Source organism: Micromonospora sp. NBRC 107095 (genome assembly GCF_030269705.1).
GTDB classification, from domain to species: Bacteria; Actinomycetota; Actinomycetes; order Mycobacteriales; family Micromonosporaceae; genus Micromonospora; species Micromonospora parva.
Map to the genome: position 1 here is coordinate 1,782,030 of NZ_BSTU01000001.1, position 22,556 is coordinate 1,804,585.

Sequence of the window (22,556 nt, forward strand, 5' to 3'; positions counted from 1 at the left end):
GCGTCAGCCGGCGGTGGCGGTGGCCAGCTTGAGGCTGAAGGCCAGGAAGAGGGCGGCCACGGCGGTGGTGCCGCCGGCCGCCAGGCGGCGGCGTTGGCGGAACTGGGCGGCCAGGAAGGTGCCCGCGAAGATCAGCGCGGTCAGGTAGAGCGCGCTGGTCACCTGCGCGATCAGCCCGAGCAGCAGGAACGACAGCGCCGGCCAGGCGTAGCCGGGGTCGACGAACTGGATGAAGAACGAGATGAAGAACAGGATCGCCTTCGGGTTCAGCAGGCTGATCACCAGCGCCTTGCGGAACGGGCTGCGCATCGCCGCCGGCTCCGCGGCGTCGATGAGCCGCGGCGTGCCCGGGTCGTTGCGGTCGCGCCAGCGCCGCGCGGCGCCGAGCAGCATGGTCACCCCGACAAAACCGAGGTACGCGGCACCGGCGTACTTGATCACCAGGAACAGCGGTGGGTACGCCTTGAGCAGCGACGCCACCCCGGCGGCGGAGAGGAACATCAGCACCCCGTCGCCGACGAAAACGCCTGCGGCGGCCCGGTAGCCGACCGCGACGCCCCGTTTGGCGGCGGTGGAGAGCACGAAGAGTGAGTTCGGCCCGGGCAGCAGGATGATGGCCACGGTGCCCAGCACGTACGTCCAGATGTCGGTGATCCCCAGCACGCCCGCCATCATCACGCCACCGGTGCCGTCCGCAGAAGTCTTTCCCGCAGCCTGACCTGTGCGTTCGGCCACTCGTCGACGGTCATCGCGTACTGCACGGTGTCCCGCCAGGAGCCGTCCGGGCGTTGCCGGTGCATGCGCAGCACCCCTTCCCGGGTGGCACCGAGCCGTTCGATGGCCGCCTGTGAGCGGACGTTGCGGATGTCGGTGTGCCAGACGACCCGCACCGCGCCCAGGTCGTCGAAGGCGCGGCCGAGCAGGAGCAGCTTCGCCTCGGTGTTGATGCCGGTACGCCACCAGGCCCGGCCGAGGAAGGTGTGCCCGATGGCCACCGACCGCCGTTCCGGGTCGATCTCGTAGTAGGAGGTGGTGCCGACCACCGTCCCGGTGCTCGCGCACCTCTGCACCCAGGGCACCCGTTCGCCGCGGTGCTGGGCGTCCAGGGCGGCGGCGATCACCTCGGCGGTGCCGGCCGGCGTGGTGGGCCGCCGGACGCCCAGGTGCCGCCACACCTCGTCGTCGGCGGTCGCGGCGTGCAGGTCGTCGGCGTGCGCCAGGTCCAGCGGCTCCAGCAGGACGTGCTCGCCGCGCAGCGGCGCCGGCTCGTGCCACGGTGTGCGGACGGTCCGGAGGAACGCCGGCAGTGGCGCGGTGACGCCGGTGTCCGGCTGCGGCTGCCCGGCGGTCAACCGCAGCGGCAGCACGCCGGCCCAGTGCGGCAGGTGCACGTCGGCCTCGTCCTCGCGGACCCCACCGGTGCGGGCCCGGACGGACACCTCACGCAGTGGCAGCGCCAGCACGGCGGTCTCGGCCAATTCGCGACGGCTGGGCGGACGGGTGGCCGCGCTGCGTCCCGCGCCGACCTTCTCGACCAGCGCGGTGAGCATGGCGAGCTTCTCCCGCTCGTCGGTGACCAGCCGGGCGGTGCCGTGTGCGACGACGGAACGGTAGTTGGCGCTGTGGTGGAACTGGGAGCGGGCGTAGACCAGCCCGTCGAGCAGTGTCACCGCGACGCAGACGGGCAGCCCGTCGTCGCCCCGGGCGGCGAGCAGCGGCCGACTGCCGGTGGAGCCGTGCAGGTAGAGCGTGTCGCCGATGCGGACGTGCAGGGTGGGCAGCACCCGGGGCTGGCCGTCGACGGTGAAGCTGAGCGCGCAGTCGTAGGCCTCGTCGAGCACGGCGTGGGCGGCGGCCTCGTCGTAGCTCATCTTGTCGCGGGAACGGTGGGGTGTGGTCCGGGCGGTGGGTGGATACATGCGCGCCCCTTTGTTCTAGTACAATCTCTTATTTGTGTCAGCACACTATCAGCTCACCGGTACGACAGCCGTCGAGATTTCGGCCAGCATCGAGTCGGGCATCCGTGCCGGCGCACTGCCACCGGGGGCCGCCCTACCTCCGGTGCGGGCGCTCGCCGCGCAGCTGGGGGTCAGCCCCGCCACCGTCGCCCGCGCCTACCAGGAGCTACGCCAGCGCGGGCTGCTCGCCACCGCCGGACGGCACGGCACCCGGGTACGCCCCCGCCCCCCGGTGGCCGCCCGCCGCTCCGCGCTGCGACCCCCACCGTTGCCCGGCGCCCGGGACCTGTCGCGGGGTGAACCCGATCCCCGGCTGCTTCCTCCGCTGGGCCCGCACCTGGCGGGGCTCGCCACCGACGGCGGCCCGCCGGTCGGCTACTCCGATGCCGGGGTGCTGCCCGAACTGGCCGAGGCGGCCCGGGCCAGGCTGCGCGCCGACGGCGTACCGGCCGGGGAGTTGACTCTCACCGGCGGGGCGTTGGACGGCATCGAGCGGCTGCTCGGCGCACACCTGCGCCCCGGCGACGCGGTGGCGGTCGAGGACCCGGGATGGGCCAACCTGCTCGACCTGGTCGCCGCGCTCGGATTGCGCCCGATCGGCGTACCGCTGGACGACGAGGGGCCGCTGGTCGCCGGAGTGGCCGCGGCGCTCGCCGCCGGAGCGCGGGCGCTGATCGTCACCAGCCGGGCGCAGAATCCCACCGGAGCCGCCGTGTCGGCGGCCCGCGCCGAGGCGCTGCGGGCGCTGCTCGCCGGCCGGTCGGACCTGCTGCTGATCGAGGACGACCACGCTGCCGAACTGGCCCGCGTACCCCTGCATCCGCTCGCCGGTGCGACAGCGAGTTGGGCCTTCCTCCGTTCGGTGAGCAAGCCCTTCGGCCCGGACCTGCGGATGGCGGTGCTTGTCGGTGACGAGACGACGGTGGCCAGGGTGAGCGGCCGTGTCCGGGTCGGTGCCGGCTGGGTCTCCACAGTGCTGCAACGCCTGGTGCTCGCCCTGTGGCGGGATCCGGCGGTCACCGAGTTGGTGCGGCGGGCGGCGCAGAGCTACGAGCAGCGGCGCGAAGGGCTGCTCGCGGCGCTGGCCGCGCACGGCCTGACCGCACACGGCCGCAGCGGCATCAACGTCTGGCTGCCGGTCGCGGACGAGACCAGCGCGGTGACCGCGCTCCGCGACGCCGGGTGGGCGGTGGCTCCCGGCGCTCTCTACCGGATCGCCGCCCCGCCCGCCCTGCGCATCACCGTCAGCCCCCTGGACCCCACCGACCTGGCCCCCCTGGCCGCAGCCCTGGCCCGAGCCGAGAACCCACCCCACCCCCCAGGTTTCCCCACCTGACCCCCACCCCGCCCCACCACTTTCGCGATCTTGCAGGTCCTGTTGGCGAAGTGCCTTGGTTTTGGTTGGGCCGGAAAATGCAGGATCGCGAGGATTCGGGGCGGCGGGGACGGGTATGCGCGCGCCCGGAGGTGTGGGGTCATGGCTTCTGGCGGGGCTCGTAAGGGGATCTGGATCGCCATCGCGGTGGCGATCATCATTATCATCATTGTGCTGATCGCGATCGCGTCCGGCGGCGACGGGGGCGGTAACGGGTACTAACCTGGCGCGGCCGGGTGCGCTGCGGCGTGTCCGGCGGCGGGCAGCGAATGGGTATATAACAGTCGGCATGGCCGAGCAGACCGGGAACGCTCCGGGCGCCCAGCGGTTCATCCCGCCCGACGCCGACACCATCGACGACCTGCGCACCGCCGCCGGCGGCTGTCGGGGCTGCGAGCTGTACCGGGACGCCTCGCAGACGGTCTTCGGCCGGGGTGACGAGAGCGCCCGCGTGGTGCTGGTCGGCGAGCAGCCCGGCGACATGGAGGACCAGAAGGGTCTGCCCTTCGTCGGGCCGGCGGGACGCCTGTTGCGCCGCGCGGTCGACGACGCCGGGCTGGACCCGGGTCACCTCTACCTGACGAATGCCGTAAAGCACTTCCGGTTCGAGTTGCGTGGCAAGCGGCGGATCCACCAGACCCCGGACCAGGCGCACATCACCGCCTGTCGGCCGTGGTTGGTCGCCGAGTTCGCCCGGCTGCGTCCGGAGTTCGTGGTGGTGCTCGGCGCGACCGCCGCCAAGGCGCTGCTCGGCCCGTCCTTCCGGGTCACCCGGCAGCGGGGGGAGCTGCTGCCCTGGCCGGAGTCGGCCCAGCATCCAGCGGACTTCGCGCAGGTGCCGGTGGACAACGCCGGAAAGCGGGCCGACGTGCCGCCCACCCGGCTGCTGGCCACCATCCACCCGTCCGCCGTGCTGCGGGCCGACGACCAAGACAAGGCGTACGAGGGTCTGGTCGCCGACCTCACCGTCGTGTCCCGCACCCTCAACGGACAGCGGGTCAGCCGCTCGTCGTGACGTCGCTGAGGACGCCCCCCGCGACGGTCGGAGCGCTCAGGACGTGGTGTCGGAGTAGACCTCGACGTCGTAGAGCAGTTGTACGTGCCGACGACCGTTCGTCACGCCGACGAAGACCGGGTCACCAGCCGGGGTGCGGCCCTGACGCCACACCTGTTCCCGGGCCGATTCCCGTGACTCGTGATGGCTCCTGCCCTCCTGGTGCAGTTGCAGGACGCGACGGGCGGTGCCGAGGTCACTGTCGACCCGGACCCGCAGCAGAGGCATGACAGGACCTCCTTGCCGATCGGCGCAGTGGAACTGTCGCACGTACCCCGCCGTGGCCCACAGCGAGTTTCCGCGAACCGGCACTGGCCCGCGACCGGCACCGGCCCTCGGTGACCGAGGTGAACCCGAACCCCGCGACGGGCCGGGCGAGTGGCGGCCGTCCCTGTCATCGGTGAAGGCTGATACCTACCGGAAACGGCGTCGCGCGATCCACGTAACAGCATCTCTGCAGACTCATGCGAGTCGATCTTGTAGGGGAGGCCGTTATGAGCGATCAGACGCAGTCGATGGTCAGCCGGCGTGGGTTCCTGCGCACGGTCGGGATCAGCGGTGGGGCCGGAGCGATGCTCGCCACGATGGGCGCCATGGGGCTGGCCCCCAGCGCGGAGGCGTCGGTCACCCCGGCGTTCCGGCCGCCGGAGCGGTCCGACTTCACCCTCACCGGGCGGTCCGGCGCCAGCGTGGTCGTGCTCGGCGGCGGCATCGCCGGGCTGACCACCGCGTACGAGTTGGGCAAGGCCGGATACCACTGCACCATCCTGGAGGCCCGGCACCGCGTCGGTGGTCGGAACCTGACCATCCGGGGCGGCGACGTCGAGACCGACCTGGACGGACGCACGCAGCGGGCCGGCTTCTCCGACGGCGTCTACTTCAACGCCGGCCCGGGGCGGATCGCACAGTGGATGCTCACCATGGACTACTGCCGGGAACTGGGCGTACCCGTCGAGGTCTTCACCAACCAGAACGCCGACGCCTGGATCTACAACGAGTCCGCCGGCATGACCGCGCCGGTCCGGTACCGCACCGCCAAGGCCGACGTGTACGGCTACGTCTCGGAGCTGCTGGCGAAGGCCACCGACCAGGGTGCGTTGGACGCCCGCCTCAGCACCGAGGATCGCGAGCGGCTGTTGTCGTTCCTGCAGAGCTTCGGCGCGATCGGCGGACGGAGCAGCGACTGGGCGTACACCGGGACGAACCGTCGGGGCTTCTCCGCGTACCCGGGTGCGGGCAACGACGTGGGGACCCCGCTCGGCACGCCGCCGGCGCTCTCCGACGTGTTCGCCAGCAACATCGGCCGGTACTTCTCCTTCGAGTTCGGCTACGACCAGGCGATGCTCATGTTCCAACCGGTCGGCGGGATGGACCAGATTCCCCGAGCCCTGGCCCGGGCGGTGGGCGCGCACCGCATCCGACTCAACGCCGAGGTGACAGCGGTGACCGACCGGGGCAGCCGGGTCGAGGTGACCTACCGACAGCAGGGCCGGCAGTCGCAGATCACCGCCGACTACTGCGTGGCCGCGCTGCCGCCGCACCTGATGGCCCGGGTGCCGCACAATCTCGGCACGGCGGTGACCGCGGCCCTGGCCGACTTCCCGGTCACCGCCTCCGGCAAGATCGGCCTGGAGTACCGCAGCCGCTGGTGGGAGACCGATCAGCGGATCTACGGCGGCATCACCGAGACCGACCTGGACCTGTCGCACATCTGGTACCCGTCGTACGGCTTCCACGGCAAGCGCGGCCTGGTCGTCGGCTACTACAACACCGGGGCGAACGCCAGGGCGTACAGCGGACTGACCCCGGAGCAGCGCGCCGAGCGCGCGGTCAGCCAGGGTGTGAAGATCCACGGCGAGAAGTACCGCAGTGAGCTGGTCACCTCGTACTCCCACGCCTGGGACCGGACCCGCTACATCGAGGGCGCCTGGACCTCACCCCGGTACGGCACGGCCGGCTACAACCTGCTGCTCCAGCCGGCCGGACGGGTCTACTTCGCCGGGGACTGGCTCAGCCACGAGGTGGCCTGGCAGCACGGCGCGTTCGTGGCGGCCCGCTCGGCGGTCTCGGCGCTGCACCAGCGGGTGATGGCCGGCTGAGAGCTGCTCGGACCCGCGAAGACCTCCGCCGGCCAAGATCCGCGCAACATCGGGGAAACTGCCGATTCCCCGCCTGCCGAGGCAGCAACTTCCCGGTAGTTGCGCGGATCTTGCGCCAGGCCGGCCGGGGCAGCCTGGACCGGGTGGGTGCGCGAGGATGGCGGAGTCCCCGTCCTCGAGGAGCGCCGATGGCGACCGACCTGACCGCGCCGCGTACCGGCGCCCGACCCGACGTCGCGTCGATCCAGCGGCGCACCCTGCGGCTGCTCTTCACCACCCAGATCATCGGCGGGATCGGTGTGACCATCGGCATCGCCGTGGGCGCGCTGCTCGCGGCCCGGATCGCCGGGACCGCGGTGGCCGGTGTCGCGCAGAGCGCCGGGGTGGTCGGTGCCGCGCTGCTCGCCGTCCCGGTCACCCGGATCATGGCGCGGCACGGTCGCCGGCCGGGTCTGGTGCTGGCGTACGCGGTCGGCGCCGTGGGCGGCGTGCTGGTGGTGCTGGCCGCGGCCACCCGTTGGGTGCCGCTGCTCTTCCTGGGCATGCTGCTCTTCGGCGGGGGCACCGCCGCGAACCTGCAGGCCCGCTACACGGCCGTGGACCTCGCCGAGCCGGCCCGCCGGGGGCGGCAGCTCTCCCTGATCGTCTGGGCCACCACCATCGGTGCGGTGGCCGCGCCGAACTTCGCCGCGCTGGCCGACCGGGTCACCACCGGCTGGGGGCTGCCCCCGCTGGCCGGCCCGTTCGCGTTCAGCGCGGCCGCCTTCGTGCTGGCTGCCGTCGTACTCCTCGGGTTGCTCCGGCCCGACCCGCTGCTCACCGCGCGGCGGCTCGCGGCCGCCGACACACCTGCCGCCGACCGCCCGTCGGTCGCCGACGCGACGGCGACCGCGGTCGCGGCCGAGGCGCCGGTGGCGGGTGGTGCCGGGCGGTCGGCCGCCGCGCCGGTCGGGGTGCGCGCGCCACGCGCCGCCGGGATGCGGGCGGCCTGGTCGGTGGTACGCGGACAGCCCGCCGCCCGACTCGGCATCGCCGCCGTGGCGGTGGGTCACCTGGTGATGGTGGCGGTGATGGCGATGACGCCGGTCCGGCTCGGTGAGTCGCACGCCGACGCCGACGTGTTGCGGCTGGTCGGCATCGTGCTGAGCCTGCACATCGCCGGCATGTACGCGTTCTCCCCGGTGGTCGGTTGGCTCACCGACCGGCTCGGTCGACGGGCGGTGATCCTCGGTGGGGTCGGGCTGCTGCTGGCCGCCTGCGCGGTCGCCGGTACCGCCGGGCACCACACGCCTCGGCTCTCGGTCGGTCTGGTCCTGCTCGGGCTGGGCTGGTCGGGGACGATGGTGGCCGGCTCGACCCTGCTGTCCGAGTCGGTGGCGCCCGGGGTGCGGCCGAGCGTCCAGGGGCTCTCCGACCTGATCATGGGACTGGCCGGGGCCGGCGCGGCCGTGGTCAGCGGGTTTGTCATGCAGTTCGCCGGATATCCCGTGCTCACCCTGCTCGCGGCGGTCGCGGTGGCGCCCCTGGTGGCGCTAGCGTTGCGCCCGGTGCCGACCGGGGCACCGGACGAGGAGGGCTGATAACTGTGCGGCTGACCGACTTCTGGACGCGGCTGGACGAGGCGTTCGGGCCCGGCTACGCGGCCAGCATCGCCCGCGATCAGGTGCTGTCCCAGCTCGGCGGACGGACCATCGAGCAGGCCCTGGCGGCGGGGGAGCAGACGCACGTGGTGTGGCGGGCGGTCTGCGCCGCCTACCCCGACCGGGTGCCCGCTCGACTACGCTGAGCAGCCTTTTCGCCGGTTCCGCGTGTCGCTTGTCGACTCGTACACCTGTTCGGCTATTGTCCACAGCGGGGTGCTCGTCCACAGCTCGCGGCCCGTCGGCTGGTTTTCTGTCGGACCTAGCGCCTAGCGTGTCCGCGTGACGCGAAGCTCAGCAAAGACGCCGGCGAAGGCAGGGGTGGCAACCATGGCAGCAGGGCCTGACCGGGAGAAGGCACTCGACCTTGCTCTCGCTCAGATCGACAAGCAATTCGGCAAGGGCTCGGTGATGCGGCTGGGGGAGCGGCCGGTCGTCCAGACCGCCGTGATCCCGACCGGCTCCATCGCGCTCGACGTGGCGCTCGGCGTGGGCGGTCTGCCGCGTGGCCGGGTGATCGAGGTCTACGGTCCCGAGTCCAGCGGTAAGACCACCGTGGCACTGCACGCGGTGGCGAACGCCCAGCGCAACGGCGGGATCGCCGCCTTCATCGACGCCGAGCACGCGCTCGACCCGGAGTACGCGAAGGCCCTCGGCGTCGACACCGACGCGATGCTGGTCTCCCAGCCGGACACCGGCGAGCAGGCGCTGGAGATTGCGGACATGCTGATCCGCTCCGGCGCGCTGGACATCATCGTGATCGACTCGGTGGCGGCCCTGGTGCCCCGTGCCGAGATCGAGGGTGAGATGGGCGACAGCCACGTGGGCCTCCAGGCCCGGCTGATGAGCCAGGCGCTGCGCAAGATCACCGGTGTGCTCAGCAACACCGGCACCACGGCGATCTTCATCAACCAGCTGCGGGAAAAGATCGGCGTGATGTTCGGCAGCCCGGAGACCACCACCGGTGGTCGGGCGCTGAAGTTCTACGCCTCGGTCCGGCTCGACGTGCGACGCATCGAGAGCCTCAAGGACGGCACCGACGTGGTCGGTAACCGCACCCGGGTCAAGGTCGTGAAGAACAAGGTCGCCGCGCCGTTCAAGCAGGCCGAGTTCGACATCATGTACGGCAAGGGCATCTCGCGGGAGGGCTCGCTGATCGACGTCGGCGTGGAGCAGGCGATCATCCGCAAGTCCGGAGCGTGGTACACGTACGACGGCGACCAGCTCGGCCAGGGCAAGGAGAAGGCCCGGGAGTTCCTGAAGGAAAACCCGGACGTGGCCGCCGAGATCGAGAAGAAGATCCTGGAGAAGCTCGGCGTCGGGGTCGGCGCGGGTGACGCCGCCGGTGGCCCGGAGCTGCCGCCGGTCGACTTCTGACCGGTCGCTGACCCGTGGCAGGACGACGCGCTCGTACGGGGCGGGGCTGGGATGCCAGTCCGCCCCGTACGGGCGACGCCACCGATCCGCCCCGCCCCCGGCGAGGCCGCCGGGGTGGTTCCGGGGAGGCCGATGCCGTCGAGTCTCCGGCTCCTCCTCGGGACGAGTCCGAGGTGGCCCGCGAGATCTGCCTGCGTCAGCTGGCCGTCCGGCCTCGCACCCGGGCCGAGCTGGCCGGGGCGCTGGCCAAGCGGGGCATCTCCGAGGAGGTCTCGGCAGAGGTCCTCGACCGGTACGACGAGGTCGGCATCATCGATGACGCGGCGTTCGCCAGGGCATGGGTGTCCAGCCGGCACGCCGGTCGGGGCCTCGCTCGCCGGGCGCTCGCCAACGAGCTGCGCCGCAAGGGTGTGGACGGCGAGGTGGCCACTGAGGCGCTGGGTGAGCTGGACGAGGAGACCGAGGCAGACACTGCCCGCAGTCTGGTGGAGCGCAAGCTGCGCACCACCCGGGGCGAGCCGGACGCGGTCTTCCGCCGGCTGGTGGGCATGCTGGCCCGCAAGGGCTACCCGCCTGGTGTGGCCATCCGGGCGGTGAAGGACGCGCTCGCCGCGCAGAGCGCCGAGGCGGCCGAGTTCGCCGAGCAGATCGACGCCGACGCGCTCGCCGACGCCGAGGGTGAGTTGGAGCGCGACAACCGGCTGGCCGAGTGAGCGGCCCGGTCAGCGGTCCGCTGCGATTCCCGATGGGGGCGCGGGGCTGATGTTGAAGGCATGTCTGAACGGTGGGCGTGACCGACAGGCCCATCCGGCCGTGCCGCTGACGGCGGCGGAGCTGGCCACCGACGCGACCCGCTGCGCGGCGCTCGGCGTCGCGGCCGTGCACGTCCATCCTCGGGACGAGGCCGGTGCCGAGTCGCTGCGGCCCGCGGTGATCGCTGACGCGCTGACCGCGATCCGTGCCGCCCGGCCGGGGCTGCCGGTCGGGGTGAGTACCGGGGCCTGGATCTCGCCGGATCCGGCTGCCCGGGTGGCCGCCGTCCGGGCCTGGCAGGTGCTGCCCGACTTCGCTTCGGTGAACGCGCACGAGCCCGGTGCCGAGGCGGTCGCGGCCGCCCTGCACGAGCGCGGTGTGCTCGTCGAGGCCGGGCTGTGGACGCTTGATGCGGTCGCGGCGTACCGCAGGTGGCGGGTGCCGGCCGGGCGGGTGCTGGTCGAGTGCATGGCTGAGGACGTGGCGGTCGCGTTGGCCGACGCCACCCGGATTCTCGCCGCGCTGCCGGCGGACGCGCCGCCGGTGCTGCTGCACGCCGAGGGTCCGGCGACCTGGCCGGTCCTCAACGAGGCGGTACGCCGGGGCCTGGCTGCCCGGATCGGGCTTGAGGACACTCTGTGCCTGCCGGACGGCTCACCGGCCGCGGACAACGCGGCGTTGGTCGCGGCAGCGGTGGCGGTGGGAGCCAGCTGACGTGTGACGAGACGGATACGTCACACCTGACGGGAGCGTCGGCCTTGTCTGAGAACCGGCTGGGTGGCGCTGAGCAGGCCCGACGTGTCCAACGAGCGGTGCACCTCGCGGAGTTTGTCCCCTCCTGTCCGGCGCGATGTCAGCGCGTGGTGACGGTACGACTTCTCTCCGTTCGGGGGGTTTGATCATGAGTCCTTGACCAGAGCACCCCCGGCGACCTAGCCTCGCCATACAGGCTCACATTGCCCGACCAGCGCAGGCTAAGCGCACAACATAGATCGCGTAACAGAACAGCATCACTTTGGCCGACTCCGCGGCCTTTGGCGGCAGTTCCGGACAGGCCGGTCCGGAAAGCTGCGACAACTGCACCCGGTCGCCGACGCTGCCCACGGGCACCGCCGGCGGAGAAAGCTACCCACGGCCAGCCGCTCCGGTCGGGCGTCCACAGCCGCAGGAGTGTGCCCCCGGCACAGTCGCTGCGGTCTCGACGTTAGGGGAGGCGGCCATGGCGGGGCGGCGGCACAGGTTCATCGGTAGACCCGACGGGGTCCCGGCATGAACGCCTTCGACGTCGTGCTCCTCGCGGCCGTCCTCGTCCTCGCGGTGGTGGTGATCGGGGCCGTGCTGGTCGGCATCCGGACACTGCGCCGGATGGGCGCCGCGCCGGCCCCGGAGGACCCCGCCTTCATCGCCGAGAAGGACCGGCAGGAGCAGTCCCTCGCTGCCCTGCGGACCGCGGCGGACCAGGCGAACAGCACGATCGACGTGGCGAAGTCAGCGGCCGCCGCGGCCCGCACCGAGGCGGCGGCGGCGAAGGCCGAGGCGAAGGCGGCCCGCGCCGAGGCGCGTCGGGTCCTCGACGACGCCCGGGCCGAGGCGGACACCGTTCTGGAGCGCGCCCACAAGCAGGCCGAGGCGGACGCCGAGCAGTTGCGCACAACGGCCCGGCGCAGCGGCGAGCGGGAGGTGGCGGTGCTCGCCGCCACCACCCGGGAGCAGGCCGCCGAGGTGGAACGCCGGGCCGCCCGGATGGACGAGCGGGAGCGGATGCACACCGAAGAGGTGGAGCGGTTCGCCGAGCGGGAGCGGCAGCTCACCGCCGCGAAGGCCGCCCTCGCCGCCCGGGAGGCCGCGCTCGCCCAGCGGGAGGCCGAGCTGGCCGAGTCGGAGGAGCTGCGCCGCCGGGAGTTGGAACGTGTCGCCGGGCTCACCGCCGAATCCGCGCGGCTGGAGCTGATCGACGCCATCGAGACCCAGGCCAAGCGGGAGGCGGCGTTGCTCGTGCGGGACATCGAGTCCGACGCGCGCAACACGGCCGAGCAGCGGGCCCGACACATCGTGGTGGACGCGATCCAGCGGGTCGCCAGCGAGCAGACCGCGGAGAGCGTGGTCAGCGTTCTGCACCTGCCCGGTGATGAGATGAAGGGGCGGATCATCGGCCGGGAGGGGCGCAACATCCGCGCCTTCGAGTCGGTGACCGGCGTCAACCTGATCATCGACGACACCCCCGAGGCGGTGCTGCTCTCCTGCTTCGACCCGGTCCGTCGGGAGGTGGGCCGGGTGACCCTGGAGAAGCTGGTCCTGGACGGGCGCATCCACCCGCACCGGATCGAGGAGGTCTACGACCTGGCGCGGCAGGAGGTGGAGCAGCTCTGCCTGCGTGCCGCCGAGGACGCCCTGGTCGAGGTCGGCATCACCGAGATCCACCCGGAGCTGGTCTCCCTGCTCGGTCGGCTGCGCTACCGCACCTCGTACGGGCAGAACGTGCTCAAGCACCTGGTCGAGACCGCCCACATCGCCGGCATCATGGCCGCCGAACTGCGGTTGGACGTCCCCATCATCAAGCGGTCGGCGTTCCTGCACGACATCGGCAAGGCGCTCACCCACGAGGTGGAGGGCAGCCACGCCATCATCGGCGCTGACCTTGCCCGCAAGTACGGCGAGCACGAGGACGTGGTGCACGCCATCGAGGCGCACCACAACGAGGTGCCGCCGCAGACCATCGAGGCAGTGCTCACCCAGGCCTCCGACGCCTGCTCCGGTGGTCGGCCGGGCGCGCGCCGGGAGAGCCTGGAGGCGTACGTCAAGCGGCTGGAGCGGATCGAGGAGATCGCCGCCGGCAAGCTCGGCGTGGACAAGGTCTTCGCCATGCAGGCCGGCCGGGAGATCCGGGTGATGGTCAAGCCGGACGACGTGGACGACATCGGGGCGGCCGTGCTGGCCCGGGACGTGGCCAAGCAGATCGAGGAGGAGCTGACCTATCCGGGTCAGATCCGGGTCACCGTGGTCCGCGAGTCCCGGGTCACCGAGATCGCCCGCTGAGTCAGACCGGGGGCCCCCTCGCCCCGCGCGCACCCTGGAGATGACCGAAGGCCGCCCCGAGCAGTCGGGGCGGCCTTCGGGCCTTCTGGTCGGTGTGGTGTGGCTCAGGCGCCGCCGCCGCCTCCGGCGCCGCCGCCCTCGGCCTGGGAGATCAGGGCCGCCGCTGGCGGGTTCTGCGCCGGGGTGTTCGCGGTCTTGCGACCCTGGGCGAGCCGCCGCTGGACGTACTGGGCGAGCTTCGACAGCGAGTAGTTCACCACGATGAAGAGCACGGCGATCACGACGTAGACCTGGATGGGGTTGCCCAGTGCGCCGATGATCTGCTTGCCGATGTTCAGGGTCTCCTCGTAGCTGATGATGAAGCCGAGCGAGGTGTCCTTGAGCACCACCACGAGTTGGCTGATCAGCGCCGGCAGCATGATCCGGTAGGCCTGCGGCAGCAGGATCATCCGGGTGCTCTGCGCCGGAGACAGCCCGATGGCGGAGGCGGCTTCCGCCTGGCCGCCCGGCAGCCCCTCCATGCCCGAGCGGAGGATCTCGCCGATCACCACGGAGTTGTAGATGGTGAGGCCGATGACCAGGTACCAGAGGTTGTCGAAGTAGATGCCGAACTCGGGAAAGCCGCGGGCCACGAAGAAGATGGTGAGCACGACCGGCAGGCCGCGGAACACCTCGACGCAGACCCGGGTGACCGCCGACAGCAGCACGCTCAGCCCGCGCAGCAGGTACGCCAGCGGCGCGGCGAGACCGGTGAACTTGCGACCGGTCAGGCTCTTGAGCTGGATCCGCAGCACCGCCAGCAGGGTGCCGACCAGCAGCGAGGCCACGATGGCCATCGCCGCCGCGATCAGGGTGTTCTTGAAGCCGAGGCCGATCCGCTCCCAGACCAGGGAGAAGTTCTCGTTGGAGGGGTCGACCAGCGGACCCCACAGCTCCATCGACAACTGGCCCTTTTCGTCCAGGGGCCGGTAGACCAGAAAGTACGCACCGACGAGCAGGGCCAGCCCGGCGACGATGCTGCTGATCAGCGTGATCCGCCGCTGCCGGGGCCCGGGAACGTCGTAGAGGACGCTGGTCTGCTGACTCATCGGGCCACCGCCTGTCGCTTCTCGATCCGGTCCAGCAGGGTGCCGAGCGGCACGGTCATGATCAGATAGCCGAGCGAGATGCCGATGGCGACCGGGACGAAGGCGTAACCCTCGGCCGAGGTGAGCTGGTCGGCGGTCTGTGACAGGTCACCGACCACCCCGAAGAAGCCGACCAGCGCCGAGTTCTTGATCATTGCGATGATCACCGAGCCGAGCGGCACGATGGATGCCTTCCACGACTGCGGCAGCACCACGTAACGCAGGTTCTGTCCGAAGGTCAGCCCCAACGATCGGGCGGCCTCCGCCTGGCCGGCGGGCACCGCGTTGACCCCGGACCGCAGCGCCTCACAGACGAACGCCGCGGTGTAGAGCACCAGGGCGATCAGCGCGAACCGGAAGTACGGAAGGTCGGTGCCGAGCCGGGTGAACAGCGAGTCGAGCACCGGAATGCGGAGGAAGTCCGCGTTGGAGCCGAGCGCCGGCAGGCCGAACGCGGCGAAGAACATCACCACGGTCAGCGGCATGTTGCGGAAGACGTTCACGTAGCCGGTGCCGAGGGCCCGCAGCGGCGGTACCGGCGAGATGCGGAGCACCGCCACGATGGCGCCCAGGATGAGGGCGCCGATCGCGGCGAGCACGCAGATCTGGAGGGTGAGCCAGAAACCACCCGCAAAGACGTCGAACTTGTCGATGAGCACGTTCACGGGTCGGTGTTCCTCCCACCCTCCAGATCGAAATGGATCAGATCAGTAACGGTTGATGGTGGGCGCGGTGCCCAGTTCCGCGCCGAACTTGCCGGCCGTGTCGTCCCAGGCCTTCTTCCAGCTGCCGTCGGCGACAGCCTTGTCCAGGGTGTCGTTGATGAAGCTGCGGAAGTCCGCGTCCTCCTTCTTCACGCCGATGCCGTACGGCTCCTTGGTGAAGTTGCTGCCGGCCAGCTTGAAGGACGCCTCGTCCTTGGCGATGTAGCCGAGCAGGATCACGTTGTCAGTGGTCACGGCGTCGACCTGGCCACTCTTGAGGGCGTCGCGGCACTTGTCGTAGGTGTCGAAGGGCACCAGCTGGGTGGCGACGTCCTTGACGTACTTCTTGATCTCCTCGAACGGCGTCGAGCCGGTGACCGAGCAGACCTTCTTGGTGCCGTCCTTGAACGAGTCCGGACCGGTGATCGTGGTGTCGTCCTTCTTCACCATGATGTTCTGGCCAGCCTCGTAGTACGGCCCGGCGAAGGCGATGCGCTCCTTGCGCTTGTCGTTGATCGTGTAGGTCGCCGCGACCAGGTCGACGGTGCCGTTGACGATCACGTCCTCGCGGACCTTCGAGGGGGCCTCGACCCACTCGATCTTGTCCTCGGGGATGCCGAGCTCCTTGACGATGATCTTGGCGATCTCGACGTCGAAGCCCTCCGGCTTGCCGGAGAGGCCCTTCAGGCCGAAGCCGGGCTGGTCGAACTTGGTGCCGACCTTGATCTTCTGGGCCTTGTTCAGCTTCTCCATGGTGGTGCCGGCGGTGAAGGACTTGCTGCCAGCGCCGGTGCCCTCCCCGCCGTCATCGCCACCACAGGCGGTGAGGCCGAGCGCCAGAGCGGCGACCGCGGCGACTGCCGCAACGCGCGTGATACGCATACTTTTCTCCTTCTTCAACGGAGCCCGCCGGCGTGCGGCACGCTCCACAACGGACGCCTAGTGCGTGAGGATCTTGGAGAGGAAGTCCCGGGCCCGCTCGCTGCGCGGGTTGGCGAAGAATTCCGCTGGTGGGGCGTCCTCGACCAGCTGCCCGTCAGCCATGAAGATGACCCGGTTCGCCGCGTGCCGAGCGAAACCCATCTCGTGGGTGACCACGACCATCGTCATGCCGTCGCTGGCCAGCGAGGTCATCACGTCGAGCACCTCGCCGACCATCTCCGGGTCCAGCGCCGAGGTCGGCTCGTCGAAGAGCATCGCCTTGGGCTGCATGGCCAGGGCCCGGGCGATGGCCACCCGCTGCTGCTGCCCGCCGGAGAGCTGAGCCGGGAACTTGTCCGCCTGGTTGGCGATGCCGACCCGGTCGAGCAGGGCGAGGCCCCGCTCGCGCGCGGCGGCCGGCTTCTCCTTGCGGACCTTGATCGGGCCGAGGGTGACGTTCTCCAGGATGGTCTTGTGGGCGAAGAGGTTGAAGGACTGGAACACCATGCCCACCTCGCTGCGCAGCTTCGCGAGGGGCTTGCCCTCGGCCGGCAGCGGCTGACCGTCGAAGGTGATGGTGCCCGAGTTGATCGGTTCCAGTCGGTTGATCGTGCGGCACAGCGTCGACTTGCCGGAGCCGGACGGGCCGATCACCACGACCACCTCGCCGCGACCCACCGACAGCGAGACGTCGTCCAGCACGTGCAGCGGCCCGAACCACTTGTTGACCGAGTCCAGCACGATGAGCGGTTCGCCCGTCGTCACGTCGTTCACCGTCCCTGTCGTCTCCCGGAGCGGGGTCGGTTGACCCCCGGTGCGGCCACTGTAGGCGGCGTGATGTGGCAGAACGCAACCCAGCGGGTCACGGAGCGGTAACACCGGTCACGATCGTTCTCGACCGTCCGATTTTGGTCACCGGCCGGATGGCGCCGGTGGCGATCGTGGCGCGTTGTCGAGATCATGGGGGGATGACCGAACCCGTACGGTTGACCACGTACGCCCGCGGCGGTGGCTGCGCCTGCAAGATTCCCCCGGGTGAGCTGGAGATCATGGTGGCCGGTCTCGGTCCGGCGACCGGCACCGCCGAGCTGCTGGTCGGGTTGGACCACGGCGACGACGCGGCGGTGGTGCGCCTGGACGAGCGGACCGGCCTCGTCAGCACCGCCGACTTCTTCACTCCGGTGGTCGACGACGCGTACGACTGGGGTCGGATCGCCGCGGCGAACGCGCTCTCCGACGTGTACGCGATGGGCGGCACCCCGCTTGTCGCGCTCAACCTGCTCTGCTGGCCGCGCGACGTGCTGCCAATGGAGCTGGCTGGAGAGGTCCTGCGCGGCGGCCAGGACGTGGCGCGGGAGGCCGGCTGTCACCTGGCCGGCGGGCACAGCGTGGACGACGACGGCCCGAAGTACGGTCTCGCGGTCACCGGCACGGTCCGGCCGGAGGAGCTGATCACCCTCGACGCCGGGCGGGCCGGGGTGCCGCTGTCACTGACCAAGCCGCTCGGGGTGGGCGTGCTGAACACCCGGCACAAGGCGACCGGGGAGAGCTTCCCGGAGGCGGTGGCCACGATGGCCGCGCTCAACCGGGACGCGGCCCGCGCGGCGGTCGCCGCCGGTATCCGCTGCGGCACCGACGTGACCGGGTTCGGGCTGCTCGGGCACGCCTCGAAGCTGGCCCGGGCCAGCCGGCTCACGGTGGCCATCGACACCGCCCGGGTGCCCTATCTGGCCGGTGCGCGCGAGGCGCTGCGCGACGGGTTCGTCAGCGGCGGCAGCCGGCGGAACCTGGACTGGGTGACCCCGTGGACCGACTTCGGCGCGGCGGACGAGGCGGAGCGGCTGCTGCTGGCCGACGCGCAGACCTCAGGTGGCCTGCTGGTCGCCGGTGAGGTGCCCGGCGCTCCCGTGGTGGGTGAGCTGCTGCCCCGGGGGGAGCACCTGGTCGTGCTGCGCTGACCGGGGAACACGCGGCGGCGGTGGTACGGATGGCGCACCATACCCGATAAACTGTCACCTTCCCGCTACTCCGAGCAATGCCGCTCAGGGAAATTTTGCCCGGAATGGTCACAGACCGGTAACTTGCCCCCGGCTGGGGTCAAATGCCCCCCACCATCGTGTGTAAGGCCCGATCCGGAGGCCGGTGGGGACGAACGCAGCGAGGAGGCGGAATGACCGAGCTGTGGAACTGGAGAATCGACGGGGCTCAGCCCGTGGAGGTCTACCCGGCGTTGGCCGAGGCGCTTGGCCGGGTGGTGATGCCGTTGGCGGTGGCCGACCCGGCGCGGTTGCCGACGTACGCGGTGGTGTGTGACGTCTGGCAGGCGCCGGGCGAGTTCGCGACGGTGGTGGACTGCTACGGGGTGCCCGAGCAGCTCTCCGAGCACGCGGGCATCGCCGCGCTGGCCCGACTGCTGGGCCGCAACTGCCTGTTGCGCGACGACACGCTCGACGCGGGCCGGCACCTGCTCGTCGCCCCGGACGGCACGGTCCGTCCGGTGCACTTCGACGTGCGGGACACCGACGACGGTGAGGTGCTCAGCAAGATGCGGCTCTGCTCACTGGGCGACCCGGGATGCCGGGGCTGGTCGCAGTGTCACCGTTCGCGCTGGGCGCCGGACACCGTCGCCCCGGCACTCGCCGCGGCCTGACCCTGCCCAGGGTCAGGCCCGGCCGGGTGCCGTCCTGGTGGGCCGCGATCAGTTGGCGGCGGGGGCCGACCGGTCGGTGACGCCGGCTCCGGTGCCCCGCACCACGAGTTGGTCGAGCAGGGTGCGCGTCGCCCCGGCCACGGCGGCCACCGCGGCGTCGAACGCGGCGGCGTTGTGCGCGGCGGGCGCCCGGAAACCAGAGATCTTCCGGACGTACTGCAACGCCGCCGCCTCGACGTCCGCGTCGGTCACCTGCGGAGTGAACGGTTCGCGCAGCGTCTTGATGCTCCGGCACATGTGAGCTCCTTCTTCGTGCACCGTGGCCTGCCACTCGCCGTGCCGGCGATGGTACCGACGGTGACACTGGGTCGATATTTGTCTATCCTGGTCACGGACCAGAGCCGTTCGAGCCACAGCCGCCGCTCGCGCTCCCAGCGCCCCGGGCCCCCGGAGACTCATTGTGGACCATGCCCCCGCCCGCCCCACCCGTCCCGACCTAGACGATCTCACCCGTAGCCTGCACACCCCGCTGGAACGGATCGCTGTCGAGCACGCCGATCTGGTTGAGGCGGTGCGCAGGCGCGTCGTCACGACCGGCTCCGTGCCGTCCGGCGTCGTCGCCGTCGCCGCCTTCAACTCGTCCATCTGAGTGATGGTCTGCCGGTGCGGTCCACCCGGAGTGGGCGGATCCTGCCGGCGGATCAGCCAGTTCGTGCTGAAGGTGCACAGCCGGTGTGACCTCAGCTGCGACCACTGCTACATCTACCAGCACGCCGACCAGACCTGGCGTGGCCGCCCGGCGCGAATGCCGCCGGCCACGGTCCGCCGCGCCGCGCGGCGCATCGCCGAGCACGCCCGCGAGCACGGGGTGCCGGTCGTGCACGTGGTGCTGCACGGGGGTGAGCCGCTGCTGCTGGGCGCCGCAGGGTTGCGGGAGGTGCTGGCCGAGCTGCGCTCGGCGATCACCCCCTGGGCCCGACTGGACCTGCGCCTACAGACCAACGGGGTGCTGCTCGACGAGGAGCTGTGCCGGCTCTTCGTCGAGTACGACGTGCGGGTCGGGGTGTCCTTCGACGGTGACCGCGCCGCCAACGACCGGCACCGGGTCTTCTCCCACGGTGGCAGCAGCCACGACCAGGTCCGCCGGGCGCTGGCCCTGCTCCGGCGGCCGGAACACCGCGCCAGCTACGCCGGCATCCTCTGCACCGTCGACGTCCGCAACGATCCCGACCGGGTGTACGAGGCGCTGCTGGCCGAGCGCCCACCCCGGGTCGATCTGCTGCTGCCGCACGCCACCTGGGACCACCCGCCACTTCGCCCCGGGCCCGACCCCACCCCGTACGCGCGGTGGCTGGGGCGGATCCACCGACGGTGGGTGGACGACGGGCGGCCGGTGTCGATCCGCATGTTCGAGGCGCTGCGCCCGGGCGGCGGCGGCACCGAGGCGTTCGGTCTCGCGCCGGCCGACGTGCTGGTCATCGAGACGGACGGCGCCTGGGAGCAGGTCGACTCGCTGAAGACCGCGTACCACGGCGCGGCCGGCACCGGGCTCGACGTGTTCGACCACCCGGTGGACGAGGTCGTGCGGCACCCCGGGGTCGCGGTCCGGCAGGACGGCGTGGGCGGGCTCTGCGCGACCTGCCGGGCCTGCCCGGTGGTCGACAGGTGCGGCGGCGGCCTGTACGCCCACCGCTGGCGCACCGGCTCCGGCTTCGACAACCCCTCGGTGTACTGCCCCGACCTGCTCGGCCTGATCGACGCGGTGGACGCCTACCCGCCGCCCACCCCATCCGTGCCGCGCCAACGGCCCGCCACCCCATCCGGGCCGGGCGAATGGTCCGCCACCGCGCCCGTCGACGAGTTGCTCGACGACCTGGCCACCGGGCACGGGTCGACGTCGACGCTCGCGCTGCTCACCGCCACCCAGCTCTCCATCACCCGAGCGCTGTTGGCGGTCTGCCGGGACCGGTTCGGCAGCACTGCCGCCTGGGACCTGCTCGTCCATCTCGACCAGGCGGCCCCGGACGCGGTCCGGGCGGTCCTGGCGCACCCCTTCGTCCGGCCCGCGCTGGTGCACCGCCTCGACCCGGCGGCCCTGCCCGGTCTCGGCGCGGCGCTCGACCCACTGCCGGCCCTCGCCGTCGCCGCGGCCCTGCGGGCCGGCGTCCCGGCCACGGTGCGCGTCCCGCTGCGGGCCGGCGCGATCACGGTGCCCACGCTCGGCGAGCTGGTGCTGCCCGGCCCGGGGGAGAGCGCCGAGGTGACCGTCGGGCCCGGCGAGTTCCGGGCCCGGGTCGGGTCGGTCGAGCGGACGGTGTCCCTCGATCCGCTGGCGCCGCCGTCGACCGGTTGGCTGCCGACCCGCGACGTGCCGGTGCCCGGCGGCCGGGTGCTTCTCGAGGACGGCGACCCGTACCGCGACTGCTACGGCCAGCCGGTGGAACCCCGCCTGGACGCTTCGGCCGCGCGGGCGTTGGGCCGTACGCTGGCCGACGCCTGGCGGGTCGTGCGGCGGGACGTGCCGGCGCACGCGGCGGCGCTCGACGGCGGTCTGCGTGCCGTCGTTCCGTTGGCCGCCGACCCGGCGCGACCGCTGCGCAGCGCGACCGCCCGGCACGCGTTCGGCGCGGTCGCCGTCACCCCGCATCCCGACCCGGAGACGATGGCGGTGCTGCTCGTGCACGAGTGGCAGCACGCGAAGCTGGGCGCGGTGCTCGACCTGTACGACCTCGTCGAACCCGGCCAGGGCACCCCGATCCGGGTGCCCTGGCGCCCTGACCCGCGACCACCGGAGGGCGTTCTGCAGGGCGTGTACGCCCACCTCGCCGTCACCCAGGTCTGGCGGTCCCGGGCGGACACCGACGATCCGGACGCGTCGGCGCACGCGGCCCACTTCCGGGCGTGGACCCGGGACGGCGTCGAGGCGCTGCTGGCCAGCCGGTCGCTCACGGCGGCGGGGGAGCGGTTCGTCGGCCAGCTGCGCCACGCGCTGGAGGAGACCCGTGTCGGGTCCGGATGAGCAGCCACCGCCACGCCTGGGCCGCTCCCGCATCGCCGACGACCTGCGGGCGCTGGGCGTACGCCCGGGGGTGTGCCTGCTGGTGCACTGTGGCCTGCGGCGGGTGGGCCCGCTGGAGCACGGCCCCGCGACCCTCGCCGGCGCGCTGCGCGACGTCCTCGGCCCGGCCGGGACGCTGTTGGTGCCCACCCAGACCGACGGCAACTCGACCACCTCCCGCGCCCACCTGGCTGCCACTGCGGGCATGGACCGGGCGCAGCGCGAGCGGTACGAGGCGGCGCTGCCGGGCTGGGATCGGCGCAGCACCCCCTCGCAACGGATGGGTGTGCTCGCCGAGTACGTCCGGTGCACTCCCGGGGCGGTGCGCAGCGACCATCCGCAGACCTCGTTCGCCGCGCTCGGCCCCCGCGCCCGGCAGCTCACCGACGGTCACGACCTCACCTGCCACCTGGGGGAACGCTCACCGGTGGGCGGCCTCTACGCGGCGGACGGGCAGATCCTGCTGCTCGGCCTCGGCTACGAGGCGTGCAGCGCCCTGCACCTGGCCGAGTACCGGCTGCCGGTGCCGCCGCCCGAGCGCGACTACCACTGTTTCCGGCTGGTCGACGGGCGGCGGGTCCGCCTCGACTTTCGAGCGCTCGACCTGGACGACCGGGACTTCCCGAAGGTGGGGGCCGCGCTCGACGAGACGCCGTTGGTGCGCCACGGTCGGGTGGGGCGGGCCGACGCCCGTCTGCTGCCGGCGCGGGCCGCTGTCGACTTCGCGACTGCCTGGTTCGCCGCGAACCGGTTGGCGGCGCGGCGTTGACGCGGGGACTACGCTGATGTTCCGGCCGCGTGGGG

Annotated in this window: 22 protein-coding genes; 14 read left to right on the forward strand and 8 right to left on the reverse strand. The window is 71.9% G+C overall.

All coding sequences use genetic code 11. The annotated features are described in order from the left end of the window. Nucleotides 1-3: 3 nt before the first annotated feature. Together leuE and QSK15_RS08370 are read right to left on the reverse strand one after the other, a co-directional pair. A complete protein-coding gene (gene leuE / locus QSK15_RS08365) occupies nucleotides 4-675 on the reverse strand; it encodes a leucine efflux protein LeuE (RefSeq protein WP_285793619.1) in 672 nt (223 codons plus the stop codon). Beyond that, complete coding sequence (locus tag QSK15_RS08370) at nucleotides 675-1,919, reverse strand: bifunctional pyridoxamine 5'-phosphate oxidase family protein/GNAT family N-acetyltransferase (protein WP_285793620.1); 1,245 nt, start codon at nucleotides 1,917-1,919, stop codon at nucleotides 675-677. Before QSK15_RS08370 ends, leuE begins: the two co-directional genes overlap by 1 nt. Nucleotides 1,920-1,953: 34 nt before the next feature. Between QSK15_RS08370 and QSK15_RS08375 the strand changes: the two genes are divergently transcribed. Both QSK15_RS08375 and QSK15_RS08380 read left to right on the forward strand, forming a co-directional pair. Then, on the forward strand, nucleotides 1,954-3,294 hold the full coding sequence (locus QSK15_RS08375) for an aminotransferase class I/II-fold pyridoxal phosphate-dependent enzyme (protein ID WP_285793621.1): 1,341 nt from the start codon (nucleotides 1,954-1,956) through the stop codon (nucleotides 3,292-3,294). A 328-nt stretch (nucleotides 3,295-3,622) separates the two neighbouring features. Continuing rightward, nucleotides 3,623-4,348, forward strand: a complete 726-nt coding sequence (locus tag QSK15_RS08380) for a UdgX family uracil-DNA binding protein (RefSeq protein ID WP_285793622.1) — start codon at nucleotides 3,623-3,625, stop codon at nucleotides 4,346-4,348. Between the two features lie 36 nt (nucleotides 4,349-4,384). On the opposite strand, the gene QSK15_RS08385 is transcribed toward QSK15_RS08380, so the two are convergent. Beyond that, nucleotides 4,385-4,615 (reverse strand): hypothetical protein, encoded by a 231-nt coding sequence (locus QSK15_RS08385; protein ID WP_285793623.1) that lies wholly within the window; start codon nucleotides 4,613-4,615, stop codon nucleotides 4,385-4,387. Between the two features lie 266 nt (nucleotides 4,616-4,881). On the opposite strand from QSK15_RS08385, the gene QSK15_RS08390 reads away from it, so the two are divergent. The 7 genes from QSK15_RS08390 to rny all read left to right on the forward strand — a co-directional run bounded on the left by QSK15_RS08390 (nucleotide 4,882) and on the right by rny (nucleotide 13,292). Beyond that, complete coding sequence (locus QSK15_RS08390; protein ID WP_285793624.1) at nucleotides 4,882-6,486, forward strand: flavin monoamine oxidase family protein; 1,605 nt, start codon at nucleotides 4,882-4,884, stop codon at nucleotides 6,484-6,486. A gap of 188 nt (nucleotides 6,487-6,674) precedes the next feature. After that, entirely contained in the window at nucleotides 6,675-8,066 is a 1,392-nt protein-coding gene (locus QSK15_RS08395; RefSeq protein ID WP_285793625.1) for an MFS transporter, read from the forward strand. A 5-nt stretch (nucleotides 8,067-8,071) separates the two neighbouring features. Further along, entirely contained in the window at nucleotides 8,072-8,272 is a 201-nt protein-coding gene (locus QSK15_RS08400) for a DUF3046 domain-containing protein (protein ID WP_030336777.1), read from the forward strand. Between the two features lie 184 nt (nucleotides 8,273-8,456). Continuing rightward, nucleotides 8,457-9,503, forward strand: a complete 1,047-nt coding sequence (gene recA, locus QSK15_RS08405) for a recombinase RecA (RefSeq protein ID WP_088990914.1) — start codon at nucleotides 8,457-8,459, stop codon at nucleotides 9,501-9,503. Between the two features lie 14 nt (nucleotides 9,504-9,517). Next, nucleotides 9,518-10,216: a regulatory protein RecX gene (locus QSK15_RS08410; RefSeq protein ID WP_285793626.1), complete on the forward strand. Its 699-nt coding sequence runs from the start codon at nucleotides 9,518-9,520 to the stop codon at nucleotides 10,214-10,216. Nucleotides 10,217-10,265: 49 nt separating this feature from the next. After that, nucleotides 10,266-10,970, forward strand: coding sequence for a 3-keto-5-aminohexanoate cleavage protein (locus QSK15_RS08415; protein ID WP_285793627.1), 705 nt, complete (start codon nucleotides 10,266-10,268; stop codon nucleotides 10,968-10,970). A 555-nt stretch (nucleotides 10,971-11,525) separates the two neighbouring features. Then, the gene (rny, locus tag QSK15_RS08420) at nucleotides 11,526-13,292 is read left to right on the forward strand and encodes a ribonuclease Y (protein ID WP_285793628.1); all 1,767 of its coding nucleotides are present in this window, start codon (nucleotides 11,526-11,528) and stop codon (nucleotides 13,290-13,292) included. Nucleotides 13,293-13,396: 104 nt separating this feature from the next. Here the strand turns inward: rny and QSK15_RS08425 are convergent, their stop codons facing one another. The 4 genes from QSK15_RS08425 to QSK15_RS08440 are packed head-to-tail and all read right to left on the reverse strand — an operon-like array spanning nucleotide 13,397 to nucleotide 16,818. Beyond that, nucleotides 13,397-14,380: an amino acid ABC transporter permease gene (locus tag QSK15_RS08425; protein ID WP_285793629.1), complete on the reverse strand. Its 984-nt coding sequence runs from the start codon at nucleotides 14,378-14,380 to the stop codon at nucleotides 13,397-13,399. Further along, entirely contained in the window at nucleotides 14,377-15,084 is a 708-nt protein-coding gene (locus tag QSK15_RS08430) for an amino acid ABC transporter permease (RefSeq protein WP_285793630.1), read from the reverse strand. Before QSK15_RS08430 ends, QSK15_RS08425 begins: the two co-directional genes overlap by 4 nt. Before the next feature lie 42 nt (nucleotides 15,085-15,126). Further along, nucleotides 15,127-16,005, reverse strand: a complete 879-nt coding sequence (locus QSK15_RS08435) for a glutamate ABC transporter substrate-binding protein (protein WP_285793631.1) — start codon at nucleotides 16,003-16,005, stop codon at nucleotides 15,127-15,129. A 57-nt stretch (nucleotides 16,006-16,062) separates the two neighbouring features. Continuing rightward, nucleotides 16,063-16,818 carry an amino acid ABC transporter ATP-binding protein gene (locus tag QSK15_RS08440; RefSeq protein ID WP_285793632.1) on the reverse strand — a complete coding sequence of 252 codons (756 nt, stop codon included), beginning with the start codon at nucleotides 16,816-16,818 and terminating at the stop codon, nucleotides 16,063-16,065. Between the two features lie 194 nt (nucleotides 16,819-17,012). Between QSK15_RS08440 and selD the strand changes: the two genes are divergently transcribed. Next, nucleotides 17,013-18,002, forward strand: a complete 990-nt coding sequence (gene selD, locus QSK15_RS08445) for a selenide, water dikinase SelD (protein ID WP_285793633.1) — start codon at nucleotides 17,013-17,015, stop codon at nucleotides 18,000-18,002. 212 nt (nucleotides 18,003-18,214) lie between these two features. Further along, nucleotides 18,215-18,694 (forward strand): hypothetical protein, encoded by a 480-nt coding sequence (locus QSK15_RS08450; RefSeq protein WP_030336763.1) that lies wholly within the window; start codon nucleotides 18,215-18,217, stop codon nucleotides 18,692-18,694. A 48-nt stretch (nucleotides 18,695-18,742) separates the two neighbouring features. Here the strand turns inward: QSK15_RS08450 and QSK15_RS08455 are convergent, their stop codons facing one another. Beyond that, nucleotides 18,743-18,991, reverse strand: a complete 249-nt coding sequence (locus QSK15_RS08455) for a DUF2277 family protein (RefSeq protein WP_285793634.1) — start codon at nucleotides 18,989-18,991, stop codon at nucleotides 18,743-18,745. Nucleotides 18,992-19,154: 163 nt separating this feature from the next. Between QSK15_RS08455 and QSK15_RS08460 the strand changes: the two genes are divergently transcribed. Genes QSK15_RS08460 through QSK15_RS08470 form a run of 3 tightly spaced genes read left to right on the forward strand, consistent with a single transcriptional unit; the run spans nucleotide 19,155 to nucleotide 22,521 of the window. After that, nucleotides 19,155-19,343 (forward strand): hypothetical protein, encoded by a 189-nt coding sequence (locus QSK15_RS08460; RefSeq protein WP_285793635.1) that lies wholly within the window; start codon nucleotides 19,155-19,157, stop codon nucleotides 19,341-19,343. A gap of 30 nt (nucleotides 19,344-19,373) precedes the next feature. Next, entirely contained in the window at nucleotides 19,374-21,713 is a 2,340-nt protein-coding gene (locus QSK15_RS08465; protein WP_285793636.1) for an FxsB family cyclophane-forming radical SAM/SPASM peptide maturase, read from the forward strand. Continuing rightward, the gene (locus tag QSK15_RS08470; protein WP_285793637.1) at nucleotides 21,697-22,521 is read left to right on the forward strand and encodes an AAC(3) family N-acetyltransferase; all 825 of its coding nucleotides are present in this window, start codon (nucleotides 21,697-21,699) and stop codon (nucleotides 22,519-22,521) included. The genes QSK15_RS08465 and QSK15_RS08470 overlap by 17 nt, the downstream gene beginning before the upstream one ends. Nucleotides 22,522-22,556 lie beyond the last annotated feature (35 nt).

Excerpts from the sequence above, each read along its gene's own strand:
- leuE (WP_285793619.1), bottom strand. The coding sequence starts at position 675 with ATGATGGCGGGCGTGCTGGGGATCACCGACATCTGGACGTACGTGCTG.
- QSK15_RS08370 (WP_285793620.1), bottom strand. The coding sequence starts at position 1,919 with ATGTATCCACCCACCGCCCGGACCACACCCCACCGTTCCCGCGACAAG.
- QSK15_RS08380 (WP_285793622.1), top strand. The coding sequence starts at position 3,623 with ATGGCCGAGCAGACCGGGAACGCTCCGGGCGCCCAGCGGTTCATCCCG.
- QSK15_RS08385 (WP_285793623.1), bottom strand. The coding sequence starts at position 4,615 with ATGCCTCTGCTGCGGGTCCGGGTCGACAGTGACCTCGGCACCGCCCGT.
- QSK15_RS08390 (WP_285793624.1), top strand. The coding sequence starts at position 4,882 with ATGAGCGATCAGACGCAGTCGATGGTCAGCCGGCGTGGGTTCCTGCGC.
- QSK15_RS08395 (WP_285793625.1), top strand. The coding sequence starts at position 6,675 with ATGGCGACCGACCTGACCGCGCCGCGTACCGGCGCCCGACCCGACGTC.
- recA (WP_088990914.1), top strand. The coding sequence starts at position 8,457 with ATGGCAGCAGGGCCTGACCGGGAGAAGGCACTCGACCTTGCTCTCGCT.
- QSK15_RS08415 (WP_285793627.1), top strand. The coding sequence starts at position 10,266 with ATGTTGAAGGCATGTCTGAACGGTGGGCGTGACCGACAGGCCCATCCG.
- rny (WP_285793628.1), top strand. The coding sequence starts at position 11,526 with ATGAACGCCTTCGACGTCGTGCTCCTCGCGGCCGTCCTCGTCCTCGCG.
- QSK15_RS08425 (WP_285793629.1), bottom strand. The coding sequence starts at position 14,380 with ATGAGTCAGCAGACCAGCGTCCTCTACGACGTTCCCGGGCCCCGGCAG.
- QSK15_RS08435 (WP_285793631.1), bottom strand. The coding sequence starts at position 16,005 with ATGCGTATCACGCGCGTTGCGGCAGTCGCCGCGGTCGCCGCTCTGGCG.
- selD (WP_285793633.1), top strand. The coding sequence starts at position 17,013 with ATGACCGAACCCGTACGGTTGACCACGTACGCCCGCGGCGGTGGCTGC.
- QSK15_RS08450 (WP_030336763.1), top strand. The coding sequence starts at position 18,215 with ATGACCGAGCTGTGGAACTGGAGAATCGACGGGGCTCAGCCCGTGGAG.
- QSK15_RS08455 (WP_285793634.1), bottom strand. The coding sequence starts at position 18,991 with ATGTGCCGGAGCATCAAGACGCTGCGCGAACCGTTCACTCCGCAGGTG.